Raw genomic sequence first — 18050 nt, 5'->3', positions numbered from 1 at the left:
CTATAGTGCTCTTTTTTTAGGGGTGATAATAGTGAAGAGGTATCATATTGGCTCTCGAATTTTAAAAACTGCGCTAGGTGCAGCGATATCAATTGGAATTGCTCAATACTTTCAATTGGAGTTCTTTTCATCTGCAGGGATCTTAACGATACTTTGTGTACAATCTACGAAACGAAAATCTATTCATGCAGTATATACAAGGGTTATGGCAACTTTAATCGGTATAATCATGTCTGTTTCCTTCTTTGAATTATTTGGGTATCATTCATGGGTTTTAGGGTTAATGATCTTATTCTTCTTACCGATTCTCGTTATGATTAAAGTAACACCTGGATTCGTATCTTCTGTCGTTATTATTTTACATATATTTTCTACTGCAAATTTCACATGGAGTTTAGTATCTAACGAATTATCTTTAATGCTAATTGGTTTTGGTACAGCTTTAGCAGTGAATATGTATATGCCGGATATACGACATAAATTAGATGAATATCGTTTGAAAATAGAGGTACAATATAGTTCAATTTTTAAAGAAATTGCTAAATATTTGCGTAATGGGGATACGAGCTGGGATGGGAAAGAACTTGTTGAAGCGAATAGTGTGATTAATAAAGCAAAGGCACTTGCATATCAAGATGTTGAAAATCATCTCACTCGACATGAAAATCTCTACTATCAATATTTTGATATTCGTGAACGACAGTTAGAAATTATTGAAAGGGTATTACCGAAGATTACAACCTTACCCGTAATTGTAGAACAATCTGAACTTGTTGCAGATTTTATGGAAGAGTTATCTGAAAATGTCCATTCAGGAAATACTGCAAAAAAATACCGCAGTAAATTAGAAGATGTAAAGATAGACTTTGCGAAATTACCACTACCATCAACACATGAGAAGTTTTTAGCAATGGCATCACTTTATCAATTCATCGAAGAAATGGATAGATACCTTGCGATTAAGCAGGATTTTAAGGGGATAAGCCCGTCATATAGACGTTTGGCGAAAAAATCCAAAGTTGAAAAACAGGATGGTCCCCCAAAAAGTCCCCAAAATTGAATCAAAAATGAAAATGTATCATATTTGAAGTGTATTTTTGAAAACTTCAAGTGGTACATTTTTTTTTCTTCACAAGCATGTCCATATACTTTTAATATCGTTTCTGAACTGTAGAGAAAACAAAAAGATAACTGCAATAAATAGTGAACATCCCGTAGAAAATACGACATTGAAATTATCGAAGAGTTACTGCTATACAAACAAAGTTCCTGGGCCTTACGTAGATAAATCAAAAAGTATGTTAATCATCATTAAAACAAATAATAAACTAACGGAACATATTAATGATAAATAAAAAAGGATGAAGAGTAATGATTAATATACTTATTGAAAATTGGTATGTATGGACTATATTGCTTGTGATTTTTATTATTTTAGGAATTTTTTATTACAAAGATAATGCATAGAGGGTTTTATAATCATTGGTGCGATGAACGATTGGAAGATGAATATAACAAGTTTGCAAAGGGTAATGCATTATGGGTAATTTCATAATAAAAAAAACACGCTTGAACGGTAATTCAAACGTGCGTACTAAAAGAATAAGGAGAAATTTCAAGACGGTCCATGAAACCGTCTTATCTCCATTTTTACCAAATTGTTAATAGATTATACGGTTAAGTAAATTGAAAGATGCATTTTTATAAAAAAATAATAAAACGTGATGTGAATAGAAATGGCTTCAAAATTGGAATTACGCCAAACGGCACTAGATTGGCAGAAGTTTCTTTTTGATAATCGGTGTACTGGATGTCCATATAGAGAGCCCAACAATTATACGAAGCAATGCTAAACTGTCCGGTAAGAGATGAACTATTAGAAATTGACCTAGTGTTGGATAAAACAATTAGAGTATCCAACACGTAGATCGTAGGCTTGGAGGTATTATTGTATTATTCGTTTATATGAACTGTGAATCTCACTTTGAAAATTCCCCTTATTGGACATCTTTATGGTGTCCTTTTTATCTGTATATCAAATATGTAATATACTTCCATAATTAGATGTCTTATATTAATTGTGGAGGTGAAAATATGAATGGATATAAAGTTGAATTAAAAATAATTGGAGATGAAAATCTTGAAGTTATATTAGATTACCAGACTGTTCATCTTATGATGTTATCTGAATACGTTACTATTGATGGGAATACTGTTCGAGTTAGTTATAAAGAGGTAACAAGTGATGGTATAGTAAGATTTACAGGTTCAAAAATTTAATTAATTTACATAAGTATCCTATGGGATGTTTTTTATTAGGTTTATCAGATATATAATATACTTCCATTATCTTGTATTTTATATTAGTTTTGGGAGGTGTATTATGGGAGAAACTATTGGTGATTTCTTTAATCAAATAGGTATACAAATAATTTCCTATACATTGATTTGTGTTGTGTCATATTCTGTCACATTAATTGTATTAAGGGTATTTAGAGTGCCGTATAAAATTGCTAATTTCATTGCTGGTATTGCTTTTTTATATTCAGCTTATTACATATTCACTCGAGTTGTACCAAATATTTAAGCACTCGAAAATGAATGCTTTTTATTTGAATATCAAATATGTAATATACTTGCTTTGGCTATTTTGTATAGTGATTCAGGTGGTGATTTATGGATATTATTGGAGCTAACTTCGATAATGGGGTTATAAATCTAATGGCTATTCAATTCGGGATGTTCTTAGGCATTTTAGTAATTGCACTTATAGCAATAGTAATTTTATTTAAAGTATTAAAAGTACCAAACAAAATAGCACGACCAATAGCTTCTTTGGTATTTTTGATTATTACATACAATATTTTTAAACTTGTCATATCTTGATGGTTTAACAAGAGTGATTGACGGTAAAGGGTACCCCTAAAAAGTTTCCTGAATTGAACCAAAAATGAAAATGTATTACACGGAAGGATCTAGAATACTTCCTGTGATACATTTTTATTTTCTTCGGTAGAGTATGCATTTTCTTTTAAACATAATGGTCATTCTTCTTCAACTAGAACGTTAATTGAATAGAGTTGAGTTAAAACTAGAATGATTTTAAAAAATGAAATATCCAGTTACTTTAAAAGAAAATATCACTTGATTTTTGTTTAAAAACACATTATAGTGAAGTTAACTTCACATGAAGTTTTCTTCACGTGAAATAAACTTCATTTTAAATAGATTTTGGTTAGGAGAGGTATATTTGAAAAATCTATTCATACAGCGATTATTAGCATCAATCTTGCTAATAATATTGGGATGTATTCAAATAATTCTAGATACATCAGCAGGAATTAATTATGGTTATCTCATGTTATTCTCAGGTGGAATAATTTTGTTGTATTCAACGATTTCTTACATTAAATCACGAAAGAACAAAACACTTGAAAAGGAATTATCGAAGGAGTATGACGAAAGAGATGCTTTAATTGATGGAAAAGTTGCCTACTTTTCTTTGCAAATTTTGGTGTTTGAAATATTAATTATTTTGTTTCTATTAAATTTTGTGGCAATTCCAGCAAATAAAGCTTTATTTATTGTTTTAATATCTTTAATAATTAGTGAAATCTTATCTAGAAAATATTATAATCATATTCTTTAATTGGGTGTGAATTAATGGAAAATAGAGTAAAAGAATTGCGAATTGAACATGGAATAACACAACAAGAATTAGCAGAGAGAGTAAGTGTATCTTCAAGAACAATCATTTCATTAGAAAAACAAAAATATAATCCATCTGTCCTACTTGCGTATAAAATAGCTTCAGTTTTTGAATTATCAATTGAAGAAACATTTATTTTTGATGAGGATGATAAATAATACATTTCAAAAGATGGACTTATAAAACAAATAACGGAGGAATTAAAATGCTTTATATATCATTTATTTTTGGGATAGTTTTAACAGTTTGGGGGCTTTATCGTATGAGAACAGACGATGGCCTATTTGGGAAAAATCAAAAAAGAAAAAACATCTTCAATTTATTGCTAATGGGAGAAGCTTCGGGATTAGGGCAATTTTTGGGCGGAATTCTGTTTATTATAATAGGGGTTATTGCACTTGTTTTGAAGTAGTAATTAATAAAAATTAAGTAAAGTAAAAGTCAGCTCAGCTGGCTTTTTTATTTTGTTTTAGGAAACTAACGAGGGGAAAGTTGAAGAAGAATGGATTTAAATAGCCACTATAAATAATTTAAAATATGTAATTAGTGTTAAAATAATTGTATAAGAAATAAAGAAGCATATTGAATAGTAGGAGGATAATGAAATGGGTATAAATATAGGTGATATCCTAGTAACTTTAATTTGCTTTGTATGCCTGATATTGATCATTTCTCTGGTCATAGTATTCATTAAGAGAGTATTTAGTTCAAAAAAACAAAGCCAAATCATTAATCAAAAATTAGACAACATTTTAGAGAAATTAGAAGAGAAAGAGCAAGTTAAGTAGCATAGATTTTCTACAAATGTTTGGAGACGCTTATTGTACTCCGAGTAATATAGTTTTTTACATATTTTGTGGTGAAGTAGATTTTCATGGATGGCTAACAGGAAAGGTTAGTAAAAGAAGGGTTGATGATTAGGCGTTAAAGACTTTAAATAGTAAGATTAAATAATTTTAGGGGTATATTGATGAAAATAATTAGAGTTTTATTAGGAATAATTGTTATTGCATTCTCGAGTTATTGTCTAATAAGTAAAAACTTTGAGTTAATGCCGTTTATGATGCTGTTCTTAGGGGCGTTTATGTTGGCAACGGGATTAGGCGAACTTCAAAAAGACAGAAAAAGATTTGAAGGTTATATGTGCATAATCGTTTCTTTATTTATATTCTTTGTTTCCATCAAGGGTTTCCTAATGAACTAACCGTGTCTAACTTTTAGGGGTCACTTCAGATCAGTGGGCTTTTATATCGCTGTAGGAACTAATAGTTCGCTAAGAAAACTTTTTTTAACTATTTGTGAGGCAAAGATTTTGTAATGAGATTCCATATTTCTTGAATATAATAGGTAAAAACTTTAGAAGGAGGTCTATTTATGGCATATGTATCAATTTATACTGTTGGTAGGCTAAATCAACCCTATGACCACCCTGCATCTCGTGAATTTTTTGAAGTGGGAGATGAAGTAATCCGTCAGGCAGCTAAATCTGGTCAACTGATTGAAGTGTTTTCACCTGATGGAGTACCTTTTCCTGAAGAAGCCAAAAGGGGGGATGGTTTCCCTATTCTTACACTAACGGTATGGAAAAGTCCTCAATCATTATATAGTTTTACCTATTCAGGTCAGCATAAGCAAGCGTTGAGAGATAGGAACAAATGGATGGAGCCTTATAAAGAGAAACACTTATCATATGTAGTCTGGTGGACAGAGAAGCAGAAGGATGTCTCATGGAAGGAGGCATTCAAGAGATATAACTACTATATTCAGCATGGACCCACTCCTTATGCGTTTGATTTTAAGCACCCGTTTGATGAAAAAGGGGAAACGTGCTTGATTAAGTAACAGTAGGATAATGCAAATTATATAAATGAAAGAAATTACTTTAACAAAATAGAGCTTTAGTTTAATAAAAAGATAAAAGTCAACTTAGTGAAGTTGGCTTTTTATGTAGGCAGATTTAATGTCGTATGGTATTTCCGGTACTGTTAGTAGTATAAATTCGTTAACAATGACAGGTACTTTTAATTCAAATGTTACCTCTTATCTAAGAAGCAAGCATATAGTATTTAAAAATACAACAGCTCCGCTCTGTTTATATTGTAATAGTATTTTTTCACTATATATTAAAAGGTGGGAATGATATACTAAAATATGGTAATATAATTAATCTTAAGGAGATGAAAAAATGAATAAAGTAATTAAAAACGTTACAGCAACAATGCTAGGGGCAGCCTTACTAACTTCTACATTCGTACAAGTACCAACAGCTGAAGCGAAAACAACAATTAAAAAGGTAACAAACAATGTTAAAGTTAAATCTGAAAAACTAGTGAGTACAAAAAACAGTAAAGTAATAGCAGGTTACGCACTATACAAAAGTAAACTTTATAAAAATGGCAAACTTTATACAGGAATCGTAAACAGTACATATTATAAAAATGGTGTAAAAGGAAAAGGGACGTATAAAAATAAGTATTATGAAAATGGTAAGCTTTTTACAGGTTATGCAGCAAGTATTAACTACATAAATGGACTAAAAAGAAACGGTCTTTATAATGGCCGCTATTATAAAGATGGTGATTTTCTAACAGGAGAAACAGAGGATGGCATCTTTTACAAATTTGGAGAAATAGCGTATGGTCCCTTTCGAGGTGTCATATATAATAAAGGTATTAAAAATGTAGGAATTAATCGAATAGGAAAAGCATATTACAAGGACCAAAATTATTATATGGGCAACTACACTGATAATGGTAAACAGATCTATGTCCTTAAAGGATATCCTTATGATATAGATGGTATTGATAGTTTGATTAATAGTAGTAATGAAAGTTTAGAAATTGCAAAGAATGAATTTAGGGAATTTTCAGGACATCTAGCTGACGTGAAAGATGATAATAGTAATATGTGGTCAACACTTCTTGATATTAAAATGTCTACAGAATATATCTATGCAGCAACAATCGTTGCGAAAGGATTAAATGCACCTGAAACAAAAATAGCAGAAATACAAAATCAACTAACTGCTATTCAAGAATTTTTTGAATATGTGAAAGTCAAACATTCAATTGTTATTGAGAACATGAAAGTAAAAGGATACAGTGAAGAAGAAATTACAAAAGAGTCGAATAATGATCGAATAATTGATACTAATACAATGGTAAAGAATGCGACAGATGTATTAGCGAATGGAATTACAGAGTCAAATACATCTTATTATTCCTTGAATCCTAATGTTGACGATCATTCTTGGTTGGCTATAGATTGGGATAGTCCTTGGATCAGGTATCCGGAGGATGATGAATATTAAATAAGTATTACCTTACTAATAATAGTATTTTAAGGGAGATGGCAAAATGCATAAAGTAACAAAAACAGTTGCAGCAATAATGCTAGGAGCAACGTTACTGACTACTACAATTGCACAATCACCAATAGCTGAAGCAAAAACAACGATTAAAAAAGTAACAAAAAACGTCAAGATCAAATCAAAAAAACTAGTAAGTACAAAAACGGGTAAAGCGGTATCCGGTTATGCACTATATAAAAGTAAACTCTATAAAAACGGAAAGCTCTTTACGGGTATTGTGGAAATTACAACTAACAAAAATGGTTTTAAAGTAACTGAAAAGAAATATTATCAAAATGGTAAGTTATTTACTGGTCTTACCAAAGATAATACGTATTACAAAAAAGGTGTTGAAGCATCTGGTCTTTATAAAGGTTACTATTACAGATATGGCAAGATATTCACAGGTACTAATCATAAGTATAATACGTATTATAAAAATGGAAAGCCATTTACAGGTCTTTCTGGTGATAATTATTACGTAAATGGTGTTTATGCAACTGGATTTTATAAAGATTACTATTATAAAAATGGTTACCTTTTAACAGGTAATCTAGAAGGCATCTATTATGATAAAGGTAAAGTAGCAAATGGTTACTATAAAGATATAAATACCGTTTATAAAAATGGTGTTAAAAATGTAGGTATTAATCGTTTTTATGGAGAATATTTTGATGGCCAAAACTATTATATAGGTATCTACACGGAGGATGATAAATCCATCTATGTCATTGCAGGAGCAGGTTATAATTTAGATTCCATTGATAAGATGCTACACTATTCCGATGTGGATCTAGCATATGCACAAAATAGTTTTCTTAAATTTTCAGGGAATCTGGATAATGTAGCTGGTGACATAAATGTTATAGAGGATACACTTGCAGAAATTAAATGGGCTGTAGATGAGCGTTATCGAGCAGCTATAGTAGCTATAGGATTAAACGAATCAGAAAAAAAAGTACAAATTCAACTAACTGAAGCTCAAGAACTTTTAGCAAAAGTGAATGACAAATGCTCAATTGTAATTGAAAATATGAAAGCAAGAGAGTATAAAGAAGATAAAATCACAGACAAAGAAAAATCGTTTGATAAATACTTAACAGATATTAATATGATGTTAACAAATACAGAGGATGTATTGAAGAATGGTATTACAGATTCAAATACATCGTATTACTCATTAAATCCTGCTGATTATTAAGATGATATGAGAAATAATAGGTAATAGGATGTTGTATTCCAAAATATAATAGTATGTAATAAAGTCCTTTTTCTCTATGCAGTTTAAGGACTTTTTTGTAAGTAGTTCAATCTCATTTCATTTATTGGGTCACTATTAAGTCATAATGTACATATATTACTCTAAACGCCTAAATAGATAGAAGCTTAAAACCTTAAAATTTCTCTCTAAAAAAATTTCAACTGGATCTGCCATGACATGGTTCTTTCCTGCTGGTGTATTTCCTTTTTCCTTGAAATCCTCAAATGAGAAATTCGAGGGACTGAGTACGAAAAGAAGGGGATGAATTCGCAGTTGAATTTCTACTAACGGGGTAGGTCAATTCAAGCCACTGTATATATTTGTATATATATGGTAAAGTTTATTTGCGTTTATAAAAAAAGGGGGGGCGTTTATTATTATGGATAAGAGAAAAGTAGGAAACATTTTAGGTGTTACATCATTATTACCTGTGATAATAAGTATTATTGTTTTCTATGCACTAAGAGGACCAAATGCTGATGCTTATTTTGGTATCACCATTTTTAGTACTTTGTCAATTATCGGTATTTTCCTCGCTATACTCTCTTGGGTAATGTCTAAACAACGTATTCCTTTAATCATCGGTTTATTAGGAAATGCCTTTGTTTTGGCCAGTGCTTTTCTATTATTATTAGCAATGGGAATTGGCGAACAATAAAATATCTTTCAACTAACGAGGGCGTTGATCCAAAACAAGGATTTAACGCTCTTTTTGCTGAACTTATCGTACTATCAGAGCAGATTAGTTGAAGAAAACAAATATAAGTACTCTTTACTCTGTACTATGGTACAGGGTTTATAATTTATATGAGGTGATTAGTTGGGATATCGTATTAGTGAACTTGCTGAGAAATGTAGTATTAATAAAGAAACAATCAGATATTACGAGCGGATAGGATTACTTTCTGAACCATCTCGTACAAATGCAGGGTATAGGGTTTATTCAGATGATACTGTTAAACGAATACATTTTATCAAACAAATGAAAGAATTAGGATTTTCTTTAGCGGAAATTAATAAATTGCTTGGAGTTGTTGATAAAGATAATGAACGATGTAGGGATATGTATGACTTTGTAATTCAAAAAATTGATGAAGTACAAAATAAAATTAGAGATTTAAAACGAATCGAACACATGCTTATTAATTTAAAAGAATGTTGCCCTGATGAAAAGTCTCTACACGAGTGTCCTATTATTGAAACTATTATGAATGATAAGTAAAGGTGGGAGAACGATGGATTGTTGTAGTAGCAACCTCAAAGAAATAGAAAATGAAAATGATGGTATTTGTCCATCTTGTAAAAATAAAGCTAAAAAAGTAAAGTTAATTACACTAAAATCTTTACTTAAACCATCCTCATTAGAAACATTAAATGTGAAAATTAATCACTATTTTTGTTCAACTGAAGATTGTGAGGTAGTTTACTTTGATGCCAATAATAAAAAGTACCTTTTGTCTGACATAAAAGTAGCAGTACATCAAAAAGATAGCTCTACAACTACACCTATTTGTTATTGCTTTGATTGGACAAAAGAGAAAATTGGGGAATATATAAAACAAGAACTTTCCCCTAATCCACTTGAAAATATTCGAGTAAATATAAAGGAAAACAGATGTGGTTGTGAGGTTAATAATCCTCAAGGTAGTTGTTGTTTAGGGAATGTTACAAAGTATATAAAAAGCATAAAAAAGTGACATGAATATAAAACTAACCGGTGCTTTATTTTAATAAAAAGAAAAGTCAACTGTAAATTGAACTACACGCCAATTGTTAGACACATCTAACAATTGGAGGTGCTTTTTTATGTCACAATCGGAACAAATACTTAAAAGCTCCTGATTAAAGTTAATCTTCATTTAATTCTCCATGTAGTCTTCACTTAGTATGCTATACAATTCTAAATCTACTATTCCTTTTCCGGACCATAATGTAGCTTGTCTTATCAACCCTTCTTTTGTAAAACCATTTTTTAGAAGGACTTTTTTTGAAATCTCGTTTGCAGGCATAACCTCTGCTTGAATCCGGTTAATACTAACTTCTTCAAATAAAAATTTTATTACTGTACGAACTGATTCTGATGCAAAACCTTTTCCCCAATATTCCTCTGCTAAAAAGTATCCAATAGATACCATGTTTACTTTTTGATTGAAGTCCATAGCTTCAATTATTCCCACCAATTTATAGCTCTCGTTTTTTTGAAAGATTCCCCACTTGATCCTACTCTTTTTATGAAAATCCCTTTCAAAATGACCAATCATTTTACGTACTGTATATATGTTATGTTTTGGAATAATTCCACAGTATTCAAATACATTTTTATTGTCATAGATCCTAAATACTTCTTGTAAATGTAGCTCTTCAATTTTTTTAAATACTAAATTTTCAGACTTTAATTCAGGGAAATCTCCAAAGACTATGTCAATATTCATCGTATTCTCCTTTGTCGTCGTTATGAAATGACGATTAGATTTTTATTTTATGGTAATCGATCGATTTCTAAAATTTTACACTAATAAATCTTTAGCATCAACTTTCATTTTAAGTTTAATTCCTGATGGATGAATGAGTTCTTTTTGTGACGATTTTCAGAAATAGACCTGTCTTTAGGCTAGTTCACTTGAAAAGAATTAAAGCTTATTTTTTATTGTTTACAATACTGAACGAAAATAGGATATACTTTTATAGTCCTATGTTTTACAGATAAAGTAGGAGCTTAACATAACAGAAAGTTTTATTGGAGGTTTATTATGAATTATAAAATCATGAACAAACAAGTATTTGAACAAGCACAGCTACGTTCAGTTTCGGACGTTCCATTTACTGAAGAAGAACTTCAAAATGGTATGCAGTTAGCTGTTTCTAAGGCGGATGAGACACTTGCTTTATATTTAGTGGATGTAGACGGTCAGAAGAAATTCGATGTCCGTTGGGATGATTCATCCGAACTTTTTAACGGCTGGTACTCTGCTTGGGATAATTTCTCTTGGTGCCTAGATGTAGTGAGTCAAAAAAAATAACGATTCCAACTTTTGAATGATTATAATAAATGAACCGTGTGTCGAGTGAAGAAAAACGAATATTAACCATTATTACAGTAGCTTTTAATTTATAATCTAATAATAATGTAATTAAAAACCGTAGCTAAACAAAATACTGTTTAGACTACGGTTTATTTTTATATAGAATTTGGGTAAGAACATTTAAATGGAATTTAATTTTTCATATGGAACATACGCTGCATAAACTTTAATTTACTTGTTAAACATATGGTATACGATAGTTCAAAATGTCCGTAAAGTAAGAAGTCAACTTTATAATGAATTAAATTGTGAGTGATGAGTGCTATCTATGTACAAAATTCTAAAAATTATCCATCATACTGCTGGCTTAACAGGATCTATCCTAGTGTTACTTATGGCCATAACAGGAATTTTACTAAATCATCGTTCTCTTATTGGTTATTCTTCAAATAGGGAAATGAAGTTACAAGAGTTTATTTTTGCATTACACTCAGGACACGTTGGAAATACATCCATCATATTTCTTACCGATTTAGGAGCAATTTGTATGATTGTTCTAAGTATTTCGGGGGTATGGATGTGGGTGAATTTAATAATCAAAAAAAGGAAGAAGAAGAAAAAATGAATAAAAAAATATATGCGATAATTATTGGTTCAAGCCTAGCATTTAGTCTTACAGGTTGTGGAACATCTCAAGATCATAATCAATCACAAAGCAATACGCTGACCCAAAGTAATACTACTTCAAAATCCACAAAGGATGACTCAATGAAGGGTATGGAAATGGAGAATAACCAAGCTTTGGCAAAGGCATTCAAAGATGAACTTGATGGTTTTACAACCATTGAACAAGATATAAAAAAAGGAGACTATAAATCTGCGAACACTATTGCAGGTAAACTTCATGATGAATTTCATGCTGCCATTCTGCCTCCTTTGAAAGCGAAAAAAGGTGAGGTCTATGCAGAAGAAATCCATGGGAAATATGATGCTTTACAAGATGCCATTACAAGTAAAGACAACACAAATATTACAAAATTAATAAAAGTAAACCGAGATAACCTTAAAAAAGTAGCTGAAATTTTGGGTGTTTCAATAAAATAGAAATAGCTATCCTATTATTTTTCTAAGGACTGTTTGCATAATAAGCAAACGGTTCTTTTTAATATTTAAAAACCATAAAAAATATTACTTCCTATTAGAAAAAACTTTTAAAACATAATTGAAGACTATAGAATTTCTTATTCTTTAGTTCGTTCACATTATTCTAAAGTCATCATTTCAAATTCTTCTTCAAAGTCTATCTTAAAGGAGAAAAAAATTCTAGACTATTACCATCAGGATCTTGAAAATAAATAGCTGCATTTCAATTTAGTTAAAAAGCCATTTGATTAATGCATTTTTCTAAGTGTGTCTTTTTTGCGTCGTATTTTTAAATATCAAATATGTAATATACTTACTATTATCTATGTAATATAGTGTTGAGCAGGAGGTGTTTAATGTGGCAAAGACTTATATTAATTTATCTAATGGTGGTAAAGTGTTAATGGACATTACTTTTGATGAGTTTGAAACAAAATTCTTAGATGCAGAAGGCAACTTTACTGTATCTGCATTAAGAATTAAAGAAGACGGAATACGTACGGTTATTTTTACTAATCAGGTAGCGTCTATTCAAGAAGAAAAATAGTAATCAACTAAAAAGCATCCCTCGGGGTGCTTTTTTTGCTAAAAAAGGATTTATTGAAGAAAAAAATAAATACAACTACCGTAAAGTAGGAGTGGGCAGAATAGTCTCTCAGCCATATATGGAATTTGTTTGAAAAGAAGTAGAATAAGCTGTTTTAAATGAATAAACATAAATCACTTTTATCTTGCTTGTTGTGGAGTAGAAGACTTTACATACCCCTATAGGTATGTTACTATTTCACCATGTTGATATTTTGAGATTTAGTAAAACGATAGAAAAAATAATTGCGCAGACTAAATTATGAATATCATTTTTTTCTATACCCCTATGTGCGTATATTTTGTACTATATCTACACAAAAAATGCGGATCGGTTATATATTATTAATATCAATGGAGGAATCTTAAATATGGTTAATCAAAAAACAAATGTGAATGCTGTTTGGAATGGAGGAGTAGCAGATAATGGGATTCTAAAATCCGAACATTTTGATATAAATATCGCTATTTCTAAATCTTCTGGTGGCAACGGTAACGGAGCAGATCCAAAAGATCTATTAGTTAGTTCAGCAACAACTTGTTACATAGAGACTCTTATTTATATGCTTGAAAGCAGGGGCCTACCTGTAGATGAACTTACAGTAAATTCTAAAGCAACTTTAGCTACTGATGGATTTACTATTACTCACTATCCACAAATCGTATTAACTACTGATGCAACAGAAGAACAAATTGAATCTGCACAAAGAATAATTGAAGGAGCAGATAGAGGTTGTAAAGTTGGAAATTTATTAAGAAAAGCAGGGATTATTATTGAAGTTCAAGGTGAAGTATCTATAAAATAAAATCATAATTAAGATAAAAGAGTAAAAGTAGGTAAAATAGTGTTCCGAGGAGTGTCGGTTCGATCCCGACCACCGGTATCTTTAGATTAATTTACGTTACGAATGAAAAATTAAGAAAGCTCATAAACCTTGATATGATAGGGTTTATGAGCTTTTTGCATTTCCTGAGAACACGATAGAAAACGATAAGAATTGAATTCATTTTACACAAATTTTACACAAGAAAAAGCCTTGATAACACAGCTTACTTTAGTCGTAAGCAATATCGTTTTTTGTATTAAATATTCATAAAGCCTTTATGAATAGTAATTATTTATCTGCATCAAAAAAGCATATCTGAAATTCAGATATGCGTATACTAAGATTATTTTAAAGAAGACAACATGTTAGTAAATAAATCCGTTGTGGCCTTAGCATCCTCTGCACGTAACTCTTTCGTAACATGAGCATAATATCTATGCGTTGTTTCAATGTCTTGATGACCTAATCGTTCACTTACATAGTAAATGGATACCTTTTTGTAAAGCATCACACATGCATGAGTGTGTCTTAGCCCATGTACAGTGATTCGCTCAATTTCAAGATCCGCCAGTATATTTTTCAAAAGTTTATTTGCATTTGAATTACTGATGACTTTATATTTTGATTTAGAACTGTAGAAAACCAATCCATATGGGTTGTTCGCCAATGTTGTAAATAACTCTTCGAATTTAGACATAGTAATTTCATCAACATCAATGATTCGGTTCGATTGTTTGTTTTTAGTTGGTCCAAATCCCTCTGGCATTGATTTTTTATATCTCCATGTTTTATTAACAGTAATGGTGTTGCCAGCATCTACGTGGACGACGATTACAACAACAACATCAGCTTTTGTTTCAACAATCAGTAATCACTGTTAATAATCCGTGAGGGAAGAATTTAGGCTCTTAGTCAAATGTTGGGGTAGGAATGATTGAATTCATTTCCTCCCTCAATAGGAGTCTCTAAATACATAGATTGGTGATGTAATAAAATTCTACTTCTAAAACGATCAAATCTTCGGTATCCAAAGGCATTCCTTTTCATTACCTTTGTTAGGTTGTTTATTCCTTCTTCCTCTATTCTTCGATAAAAGGTAAGTAACTGATTTTTCACAAGAGCTATATCCTCTCTTCCAATCTGTTTAGCTTGGTCAAACCATTTAAGATACTCTTCTTTCAATTGATACGCTTTCTTCAACTAATCTGACAAGTTTAAAATCCCCCTTTTGACTGATAAATTTTCAATGACTTTCCTGGTTCAGTTCCTGGATAATACTCCACTTCACAGTAGTAGTTACCTTCTGCTACTCCTTGATAATCCTTAAGAAACATAATGCTATCTTTTCCAAAGTTAGCTTCCGTATGTCCTCCTCTTGTAATATCGAATATGAAGATTTCACAATCCCCTTTATATTGTTTTGCCTTTTCAGCTAAAACGTAAGGCAGATCGAACAAAAAATAAACAGGGCCCCTGAAAGGAACTCCGATTTTCTTTTTCAATTTATAAAAATGTCAAAAATCACACGCTTAAACAAAAGAAGCACATCCTTTTTGATTAATCTTTTTCAAAGTAGAGGCTTCTTTTGTTGAATTCAGGTAGACTTTGTTTTTAAATTTATTTTAATTTTCTTTCTTTTTAAATAATAATAGTTGCATGACGTTTCACGTATGTATATAATGTGTATATAGTATATATACATTATATAGGGATGTGGGTAATTATGTGTACTCGTTCTTAAATGACAATTAATGAAGGAGTAACAACCAACACACTAACATTCTAAGAGAGGAGATGTGTTTCAAATAGTAGGCATAGAAAAAACTCATAATATTAATCTAGCAAAACGCTGGATGATCACCATTGGTATATTTTTTATTGTTCAATTGATCTTTATCGTCGTTGATGGTACTTTCCTGGAACCAAACATAAACGATAGTGATAACTTATTTGCCAGGTTAGCAAGATGGATTTTGGACTTGAAGCTCTTTACTAAATGGATTGCCCCTTATTCCTTTCCATTTTTTAATATGTTCATGACAATTCACGTTATTGTTATACTGATTCAAGCAGTTCATGACATTATTTCAAGTATGTTTTCAGAAAAATAAAGAAGAGGGATTAGCATGCAAATTATTATTTCCAACAGTTCAAAGGAGCCGATTTATGAACAAATTACGAATCAAATTAAGTCGTCTATTTTAGCAGGTGAACTTATGGAGGGCTCAGCAATACCTTCCATGCGTAACCTCGCAAAGGATTTACAAATTAGTGTTATAACGACGAAACGTGCCTATGAGGAATTGGAGAAGGCGGGCTTTATCTATTCCATTGTCGGGAAAGGTTCTTTTGTCTCAGAGCAAAATTTAGAGGTTATAAGAGAGAAGAAGCTAAAGGTCATTGAGGAGCAGCTAAGTGCGGTCATAACGAATAGCAGAGAAATTGGCTTGTCATTTGATGAATTGAAGCAGTTATTGAAGATTTTATATGAGGAGTGAAATGAATGGAAAATGTGGTTGAATTAAAAAATGTAACGAAGCAATTTAAAGAATTTTCCGTTAAAAATATTAATTTACAAGTGAAGCAAGGCTTTGTGACTGGATTCATTGGAGAAAATGGAGCTGGTAAGTCAACCACAATAAAGATGATTATGAATCTATTAAAGCCGGATGCCGGAGAAGTTAAGCTTTTCGGGTTGGACTACAAGTCACATGAGAAGGCTATCAAAGAAAGAATTGGGTTTGTCTACGATAGCAATATTTTTTTTGAAGGGCTAAACTTAAAAGATATAAAGCGTATAGTTGCACCAGCTTACAAACAATGGGATGATACTTTATTTTATCATTATGTTGAACAATTCAAATTACCGCTTAATAAAGCGATCAAAACTTTCTCAAAAGGGATGCAAATGAAAGCTTCATTGGCGATAGCACTATCACATCATGCAGAGCTGATTATCATGGACGAACCAACAGCAGGCTTAGACCCCATTTTCAGACGAGAGCTATTGGATCTTTTACAGGAATTAATGATTGAAGCTAATCGTACCATTTTCTTCTCTACGCATATTACAACAGATTTAGATCGTATCGCAGATTATATAGCTTTTATGCAGAATGGGGAATTAGTATTTAATCAGTCCATTCACAACGTAGCTGAAAACTATGCACTCGTTAAAGGTGGAATGGATCTTCTGGATAGAGACACTGAAAAGGATTTTGTTCATATTCATCGTTCATCAACGGGTTTTGAAGCATTAACTGATAATATTAAAGAAGTGAAAAATACTTTCGGAGACACAGTTGTCATTGAACGCCCCTCTCTGGAAGATATCATGTATTACTTGAAAGGTGGTATACATCATGTTTAATTTAATCAGGCGTGATGTCATACTACAGAAAAGGCAATTATTAATATTTATTCCTTTTATCATATTCTTTATCATTATGGACTCACATCCAGCTTTGACTTTTCTCGTTGCCAGTATTTTTATTCCCTTTAACACTTATGCATACGATGAAAAAGTAGAGACAAACATATTATTAAATTCCTTACCTTATACACGTACGGAAATTATCGCATCACGCTATCTTGGTGCTATTGTTTATATGGTTTTAGCAATTGGTGTGACAAGTCTAGCATTATTTGCTTTCAATAAACCATTTACGATGATTGATATTGCGATTGGCAGTAGCTTATTCTTATTATTTGCTGCATTTACCTTTCCATTATTTCATATATTTAAACCAGGTTATATTTCAGCAGTTGTAATGATTAGCTTTCTCCTTTTAGCAGCTATTGGACCGGCTATTGTATTGTTTTTAGCTGAACATTTAACAGCAATAACTGATTTTATTAATGGTTTATCCGTCCCGGTTTTATATATAGGAGCGACACTTGTTATTATGTTACTCTATTTAATTTCTTGGGGGACTACGACTGTTATATACAAACGAAAGGCGTTCTAAGTAGGTTCATCTAACATTAAAATATAGGCTTGTGAGATATGTTTTTTAATCAAATTTTATAAATAAACTACAAATTGTTGAATGAAAAAAAGTCGGGAACTGACGTTATGCTGCCATTTGATAAAACAATTATTTCCTATAAGACTTGGTTCGATTGATTGGATCGAGCCTTTTTTTGTTCTAAC

At 31.2% G+C, this 18050-nt stretch carries 27 protein-coding genes and 1 pseudogene; 24 read left to right on the top strand and 4 right to left on the bottom strand.

All coding sequences use genetic code 11. The annotated features are described in order from the left end of the window. Positions 1-31 precede the first annotated feature (31 nt). The 15 genes from Q8X41_RS05290 (at position 32) to Q8X41_RS05220 (ending at position 10016) form a co-directional block, all read left to right on the top strand. Positions 32-1060: an aromatic acid exporter family protein gene (locus Q8X41_RS05290; protein ID WP_397539213.1), complete on the top strand. Its 1029-nt coding sequence runs from the start codon at positions 32-34 to the stop codon at positions 1058-1060. 1034 nt (positions 1061-2094) lie between these two features. Then, positions 2095-2280, top strand: coding sequence for a hypothetical protein (locus Q8X41_RS05285; protein WP_397539212.1), 186 nt, complete (start codon positions 2095-2097; stop codon positions 2278-2280). A 103-nt stretch (positions 2281-2383) separates the two neighbouring features. Continuing rightward, the gene (locus Q8X41_RS05280) at positions 2384-2587 is read left to right on the top strand and encodes a hypothetical protein (RefSeq protein WP_397539211.1); all 204 of its coding nucleotides are present in this window, start codon (positions 2384-2386) and stop codon (positions 2585-2587) included. Positions 2588-2676: 89 nt separating this feature from the next. Continuing rightward, the gene (locus Q8X41_RS05275; RefSeq protein WP_397539210.1) at positions 2677-2886 is read left to right on the top strand and encodes a hypothetical protein; all 210 of its coding nucleotides are present in this window, start codon (positions 2677-2679) and stop codon (positions 2884-2886) included. A 364-nt stretch (positions 2887-3250) separates the two neighbouring features. Further along, entirely contained in the window at positions 3251-3649 is a 399-nt protein-coding gene (locus tag Q8X41_RS05270; protein ID WP_397539209.1) for a hypothetical protein, read from the top strand. Between the two features lie 14 nt (positions 3650-3663). Continuing rightward, on the top strand, positions 3664-3867 hold the full coding sequence (locus tag Q8X41_RS05265; protein WP_397539208.1) for a helix-turn-helix transcriptional regulator: 204 nt from the start codon (positions 3664-3666) through the stop codon (positions 3865-3867). A 47-nt stretch (positions 3868-3914) separates the two neighbouring features. Continuing rightward, the gene (locus tag Q8X41_RS05260) at positions 3915-4121 is read left to right on the top strand and encodes a hypothetical protein (RefSeq protein WP_397539207.1); all 207 of its coding nucleotides are present in this window, start codon (positions 3915-3917) and stop codon (positions 4119-4121) included. A gap of 193 nt (positions 4122-4314) precedes the next feature. Next, positions 4315-4497, top strand: a complete 183-nt coding sequence (locus tag Q8X41_RS05255) for a DUF4083 family protein (protein WP_397539206.1) — start codon at positions 4315-4317, stop codon at positions 4495-4497. 182 nt (positions 4498-4679) lie between these two features. Beyond that, entirely contained in the window at positions 4680-4913 is a 234-nt protein-coding gene (locus Q8X41_RS05250) for a DUF3953 domain-containing protein (RefSeq protein WP_397539205.1), read from the top strand. Positions 4914-5083: 170 nt separating this feature from the next. Beyond that, positions 5084-5551 (top strand): DUF3291 domain-containing protein, encoded by a 468-nt coding sequence (locus Q8X41_RS05245; RefSeq protein WP_397539204.1) that lies wholly within the window; start codon positions 5084-5086, stop codon positions 5549-5551. Between the two features lie 343 nt (positions 5552-5894). Continuing rightward, complete coding sequence (locus Q8X41_RS05240; protein WP_397539203.1) at positions 5895-7019, top strand: hypothetical protein; 1125 nt, start codon at positions 5895-5897, stop codon at positions 7017-7019. 46 nt (positions 7020-7065) lie between these two features. Continuing rightward, positions 7066-8259, top strand: a complete 1194-nt coding sequence (locus tag Q8X41_RS05235) for a hypothetical protein (RefSeq protein WP_397539202.1) — start codon at positions 7066-7068, stop codon at positions 8257-8259. A gap of 439 nt (positions 8260-8698) precedes the next feature. Next, complete coding sequence (locus Q8X41_RS05230) at positions 8699-8977, top strand: hypothetical protein (RefSeq protein WP_397539201.1); 279 nt, start codon at positions 8699-8701, stop codon at positions 8975-8977. Positions 8978-9139: 162 nt separating this feature from the next. Then, complete coding sequence (merR, locus tag Q8X41_RS05225) at positions 9140-9541, top strand: Hg(II)-responsive transcriptional regulator (protein ID WP_397539200.1); 402 nt, start codon at positions 9140-9142, stop codon at positions 9539-9541. 13 nt (positions 9542-9554) lie between these two features. Next, on the top strand, positions 9555-10016 hold the full coding sequence (locus Q8X41_RS05220; protein WP_397539199.1) for a putative iron-sulfur cluster-binding metallochaperone: 462 nt from the start codon (positions 9555-9557) through the stop codon (positions 10014-10016). Between the two features lie 162 nt (positions 10017-10178). Here Q8X41_RS05220 and Q8X41_RS05215 read toward each other — a convergent pair whose 3' ends face one another. Next, complete coding sequence (locus Q8X41_RS05215) at positions 10179-10751, bottom strand: GNAT family N-acetyltransferase (protein WP_397539198.1); 573 nt, start codon at positions 10749-10751, stop codon at positions 10179-10181. A gap of 318 nt (positions 10752-11069) precedes the next feature. On the opposite strand from Q8X41_RS05215, the gene Q8X41_RS05210 reads away from it, so the two are divergent. From Q8X41_RS05210 to Q8X41_RS05190, 5 genes are all read left to right on the top strand, one after another. After that, entirely contained in the window at positions 11070-11339 is a 270-nt protein-coding gene (locus Q8X41_RS05210; protein WP_397539197.1) for a hypothetical protein, read from the top strand. A gap of 331 nt (positions 11340-11670) precedes the next feature. Further along, positions 11671-11967, top strand: coding sequence for a hypothetical protein (locus Q8X41_RS05205; protein ID WP_397539196.1), 297 nt, complete (start codon positions 11671-11673; stop codon positions 11965-11967). Beyond that, positions 11922-12446, top strand: coding sequence for a hypothetical protein (locus Q8X41_RS05200; RefSeq protein ID WP_397539195.1), 525 nt, complete (start codon positions 11922-11924; stop codon positions 12444-12446). The genes Q8X41_RS05205 and Q8X41_RS05200 overlap by 46 nt, the downstream gene beginning before the upstream one ends. A 397-nt stretch (positions 12447-12843) precedes the next feature. Continuing rightward, entirely contained in the window at positions 12844-13032 is a 189-nt protein-coding gene (locus tag Q8X41_RS05195) for a hypothetical protein (RefSeq protein WP_397539194.1), read from the top strand. A 409-nt stretch (positions 13033-13441) separates the two neighbouring features. Then, positions 13442-13876, top strand: a complete 435-nt coding sequence (locus Q8X41_RS05190; protein WP_397539193.1) for an OsmC family protein — start codon at positions 13442-13444, stop codon at positions 13874-13876. A 364-nt stretch (positions 13877-14240) separates the two neighbouring features. On the opposite strand, the gene Q8X41_RS05185 is transcribed toward Q8X41_RS05190, so the two are convergent. The 3 genes and pseudogenes from Q8X41_RS05185 to Q8X41_RS05175 all read right to left on the bottom strand — a co-directional run bounded on the left by Q8X41_RS05185 (position 14241) and on the right by Q8X41_RS05175 (position 15354). After that, positions 14241-14663, bottom strand: a complete 423-nt coding sequence (locus tag Q8X41_RS05185; RefSeq protein WP_397539192.1) for a tyrosine-type recombinase/integrase — start codon at positions 14661-14663, stop codon at positions 14241-14243. A gap of 146 nt (positions 14664-14809) precedes the next feature. Further along, positions 14810-15097: pseudogene (locus Q8X41_RS05180) on the bottom strand (transposase); the annotation flags it as partial. A 14-nt stretch (positions 15098-15111) separates the two neighbouring features. Beyond that, complete coding sequence (locus Q8X41_RS05175) at positions 15112-15354, bottom strand: hypothetical protein (protein ID WP_397539191.1); 243 nt, start codon at positions 15352-15354, stop codon at positions 15112-15114. 339 nt (positions 15355-15693) lie between these two features. Between Q8X41_RS05175 and Q8X41_RS05170 the strand changes: the two genes are divergently transcribed. The 4 genes from Q8X41_RS05170 to Q8X41_RS05155 are packed head-to-tail and all read left to right on the top strand — an operon-like array spanning position 15694 to position 17865. Continuing rightward, on the top strand, positions 15694-16008 hold the full coding sequence (locus tag Q8X41_RS05170; protein ID WP_397539190.1) for a YfzA family protein: 315 nt from the start codon (positions 15694-15696) through the stop codon (positions 16006-16008). A 15-nt stretch (positions 16009-16023) separates the two neighbouring features. Further along, positions 16024-16395: a GntR family transcriptional regulator gene (locus Q8X41_RS05165; protein WP_397539189.1), complete on the top strand. Its 372-nt coding sequence runs from the start codon at positions 16024-16026 to the stop codon at positions 16393-16395. A 5-nt stretch (positions 16396-16400) separates the two neighbouring features. After that, the gene (locus Q8X41_RS05160) at positions 16401-17267 is read left to right on the top strand and encodes an ABC transporter ATP-binding protein (RefSeq protein ID WP_397539188.1); all 867 of its coding nucleotides are present in this window, start codon (positions 16401-16403) and stop codon (positions 17265-17267) included. Further along, complete coding sequence (locus Q8X41_RS05155; RefSeq protein ID WP_397539187.1) at positions 17260-17865, top strand: ABC-2 transporter permease; 606 nt, start codon at positions 17260-17262, stop codon at positions 17863-17865. The genes Q8X41_RS05160 and Q8X41_RS05155 overlap by 8 nt, the downstream gene beginning before the upstream one ends. The last annotated feature ends 185 nt before the right edge of the window (positions 17866-18050 follow it).

The sequence above is a fragment of the Rummeliibacillus pycnus genome (genome assembly GCF_044359855.1).
Classification (GTDB): Bacteria; Bacillota; Bacilli; order Bacillales_A; family Planococcaceae; genus Rummeliibacillus; species Rummeliibacillus pycnus_A.
This window is presented reverse-complemented; position numbering and strand designations above follow the sequence as displayed.

Excerpts from the sequence above, each read along its gene's own strand:
- Q8X41_RS05285 (WP_397539212.1), top strand. The coding sequence starts at position 2,095 with ATGAATGGATATAAAGTTGAATTAAAAATAATTGGAGATGAAAATCTT.
- Q8X41_RS05280 (WP_397539211.1), top strand. The coding sequence starts at position 2,384 with ATGGGAGAAACTATTGGTGATTTCTTTAATCAAATAGGTATACAAATA.
- Q8X41_RS05275 (WP_397539210.1), top strand. The coding sequence starts at position 2,677 with ATGGATATTATTGGAGCTAACTTCGATAATGGGGTTATAAATCTAATG.
- Q8X41_RS05265 (WP_397539208.1), top strand. The coding sequence starts at position 3,664 with ATGGAAAATAGAGTAAAAGAATTGCGAATTGAACATGGAATAACACAA.
- Q8X41_RS05260 (WP_397539207.1), top strand. The coding sequence starts at position 3,915 with ATGCTTTATATATCATTTATTTTTGGGATAGTTTTAACAGTTTGGGGG.
- Q8X41_RS05255 (WP_397539206.1), top strand. The coding sequence starts at position 4,315 with ATGGGTATAAATATAGGTGATATCCTAGTAACTTTAATTTGCTTTGTA.
- Q8X41_RS05250 (WP_397539205.1), top strand. The coding sequence starts at position 4,680 with ATGAAAATAATTAGAGTTTTATTAGGAATAATTGTTATTGCATTCTCG.
- Q8X41_RS05245 (WP_397539204.1), top strand. The coding sequence starts at position 5,084 with ATGGCATATGTATCAATTTATACTGTTGGTAGGCTAAATCAACCCTAT.
- Q8X41_RS05240 (WP_397539203.1), top strand. The coding sequence starts at position 5,895 with ATGAATAAAGTAATTAAAAACGTTACAGCAACAATGCTAGGGGCAGCC.
- Q8X41_RS05235 (WP_397539202.1), top strand. The coding sequence starts at position 7,066 with ATGCATAAAGTAACAAAAACAGTTGCAGCAATAATGCTAGGAGCAACG.
- Q8X41_RS05230 (WP_397539201.1), top strand. The coding sequence starts at position 8,699 with ATGGATAAGAGAAAAGTAGGAAACATTTTAGGTGTTACATCATTATTA.
- Q8X41_RS05220 (WP_397539199.1), top strand. The coding sequence starts at position 9,555 with ATGGATTGTTGTAGTAGCAACCTCAAAGAAATAGAAAATGAAAATGAT.
- Q8X41_RS05215 (WP_397539198.1), bottom strand. The coding sequence starts at position 10,751 with ATGAATATTGACATAGTCTTTGGAGATTTCCCTGAATTAAAGTCTGAA.
- Q8X41_RS05210 (WP_397539197.1), top strand. The coding sequence starts at position 11,070 with ATGAATTATAAAATCATGAACAAACAAGTATTTGAACAAGCACAGCTA.
- Q8X41_RS05205 (WP_397539196.1), top strand. The coding sequence starts at position 11,671 with ATGTACAAAATTCTAAAAATTATCCATCATACTGCTGGCTTAACAGGA.
- Q8X41_RS05190 (WP_397539193.1), top strand. The coding sequence starts at position 13,442 with ATGGTTAATCAAAAAACAAATGTGAATGCTGTTTGGAATGGAGGAGTA.
- Q8X41_RS05185 (WP_397539192.1), bottom strand. The coding sequence starts at position 14,663 with ATGCCAGAGGGATTTGGACCAACTAAAAACAAACAATCGAACCGAATC.
- Q8X41_RS05165 (WP_397539189.1), top strand. The coding sequence starts at position 16,024 with ATGCAAATTATTATTTCCAACAGTTCAAAGGAGCCGATTTATGAACAA.
- Q8X41_RS05160 (WP_397539188.1), top strand. The coding sequence starts at position 16,401 with ATGGAAAATGTGGTTGAATTAAAAAATGTAACGAAGCAATTTAAAGAA.
- Q8X41_RS05155 (WP_397539187.1), top strand. The coding sequence starts at position 17,260 with ATGTTTAATTTAATCAGGCGTGATGTCATACTACAGAAAAGGCAATTA.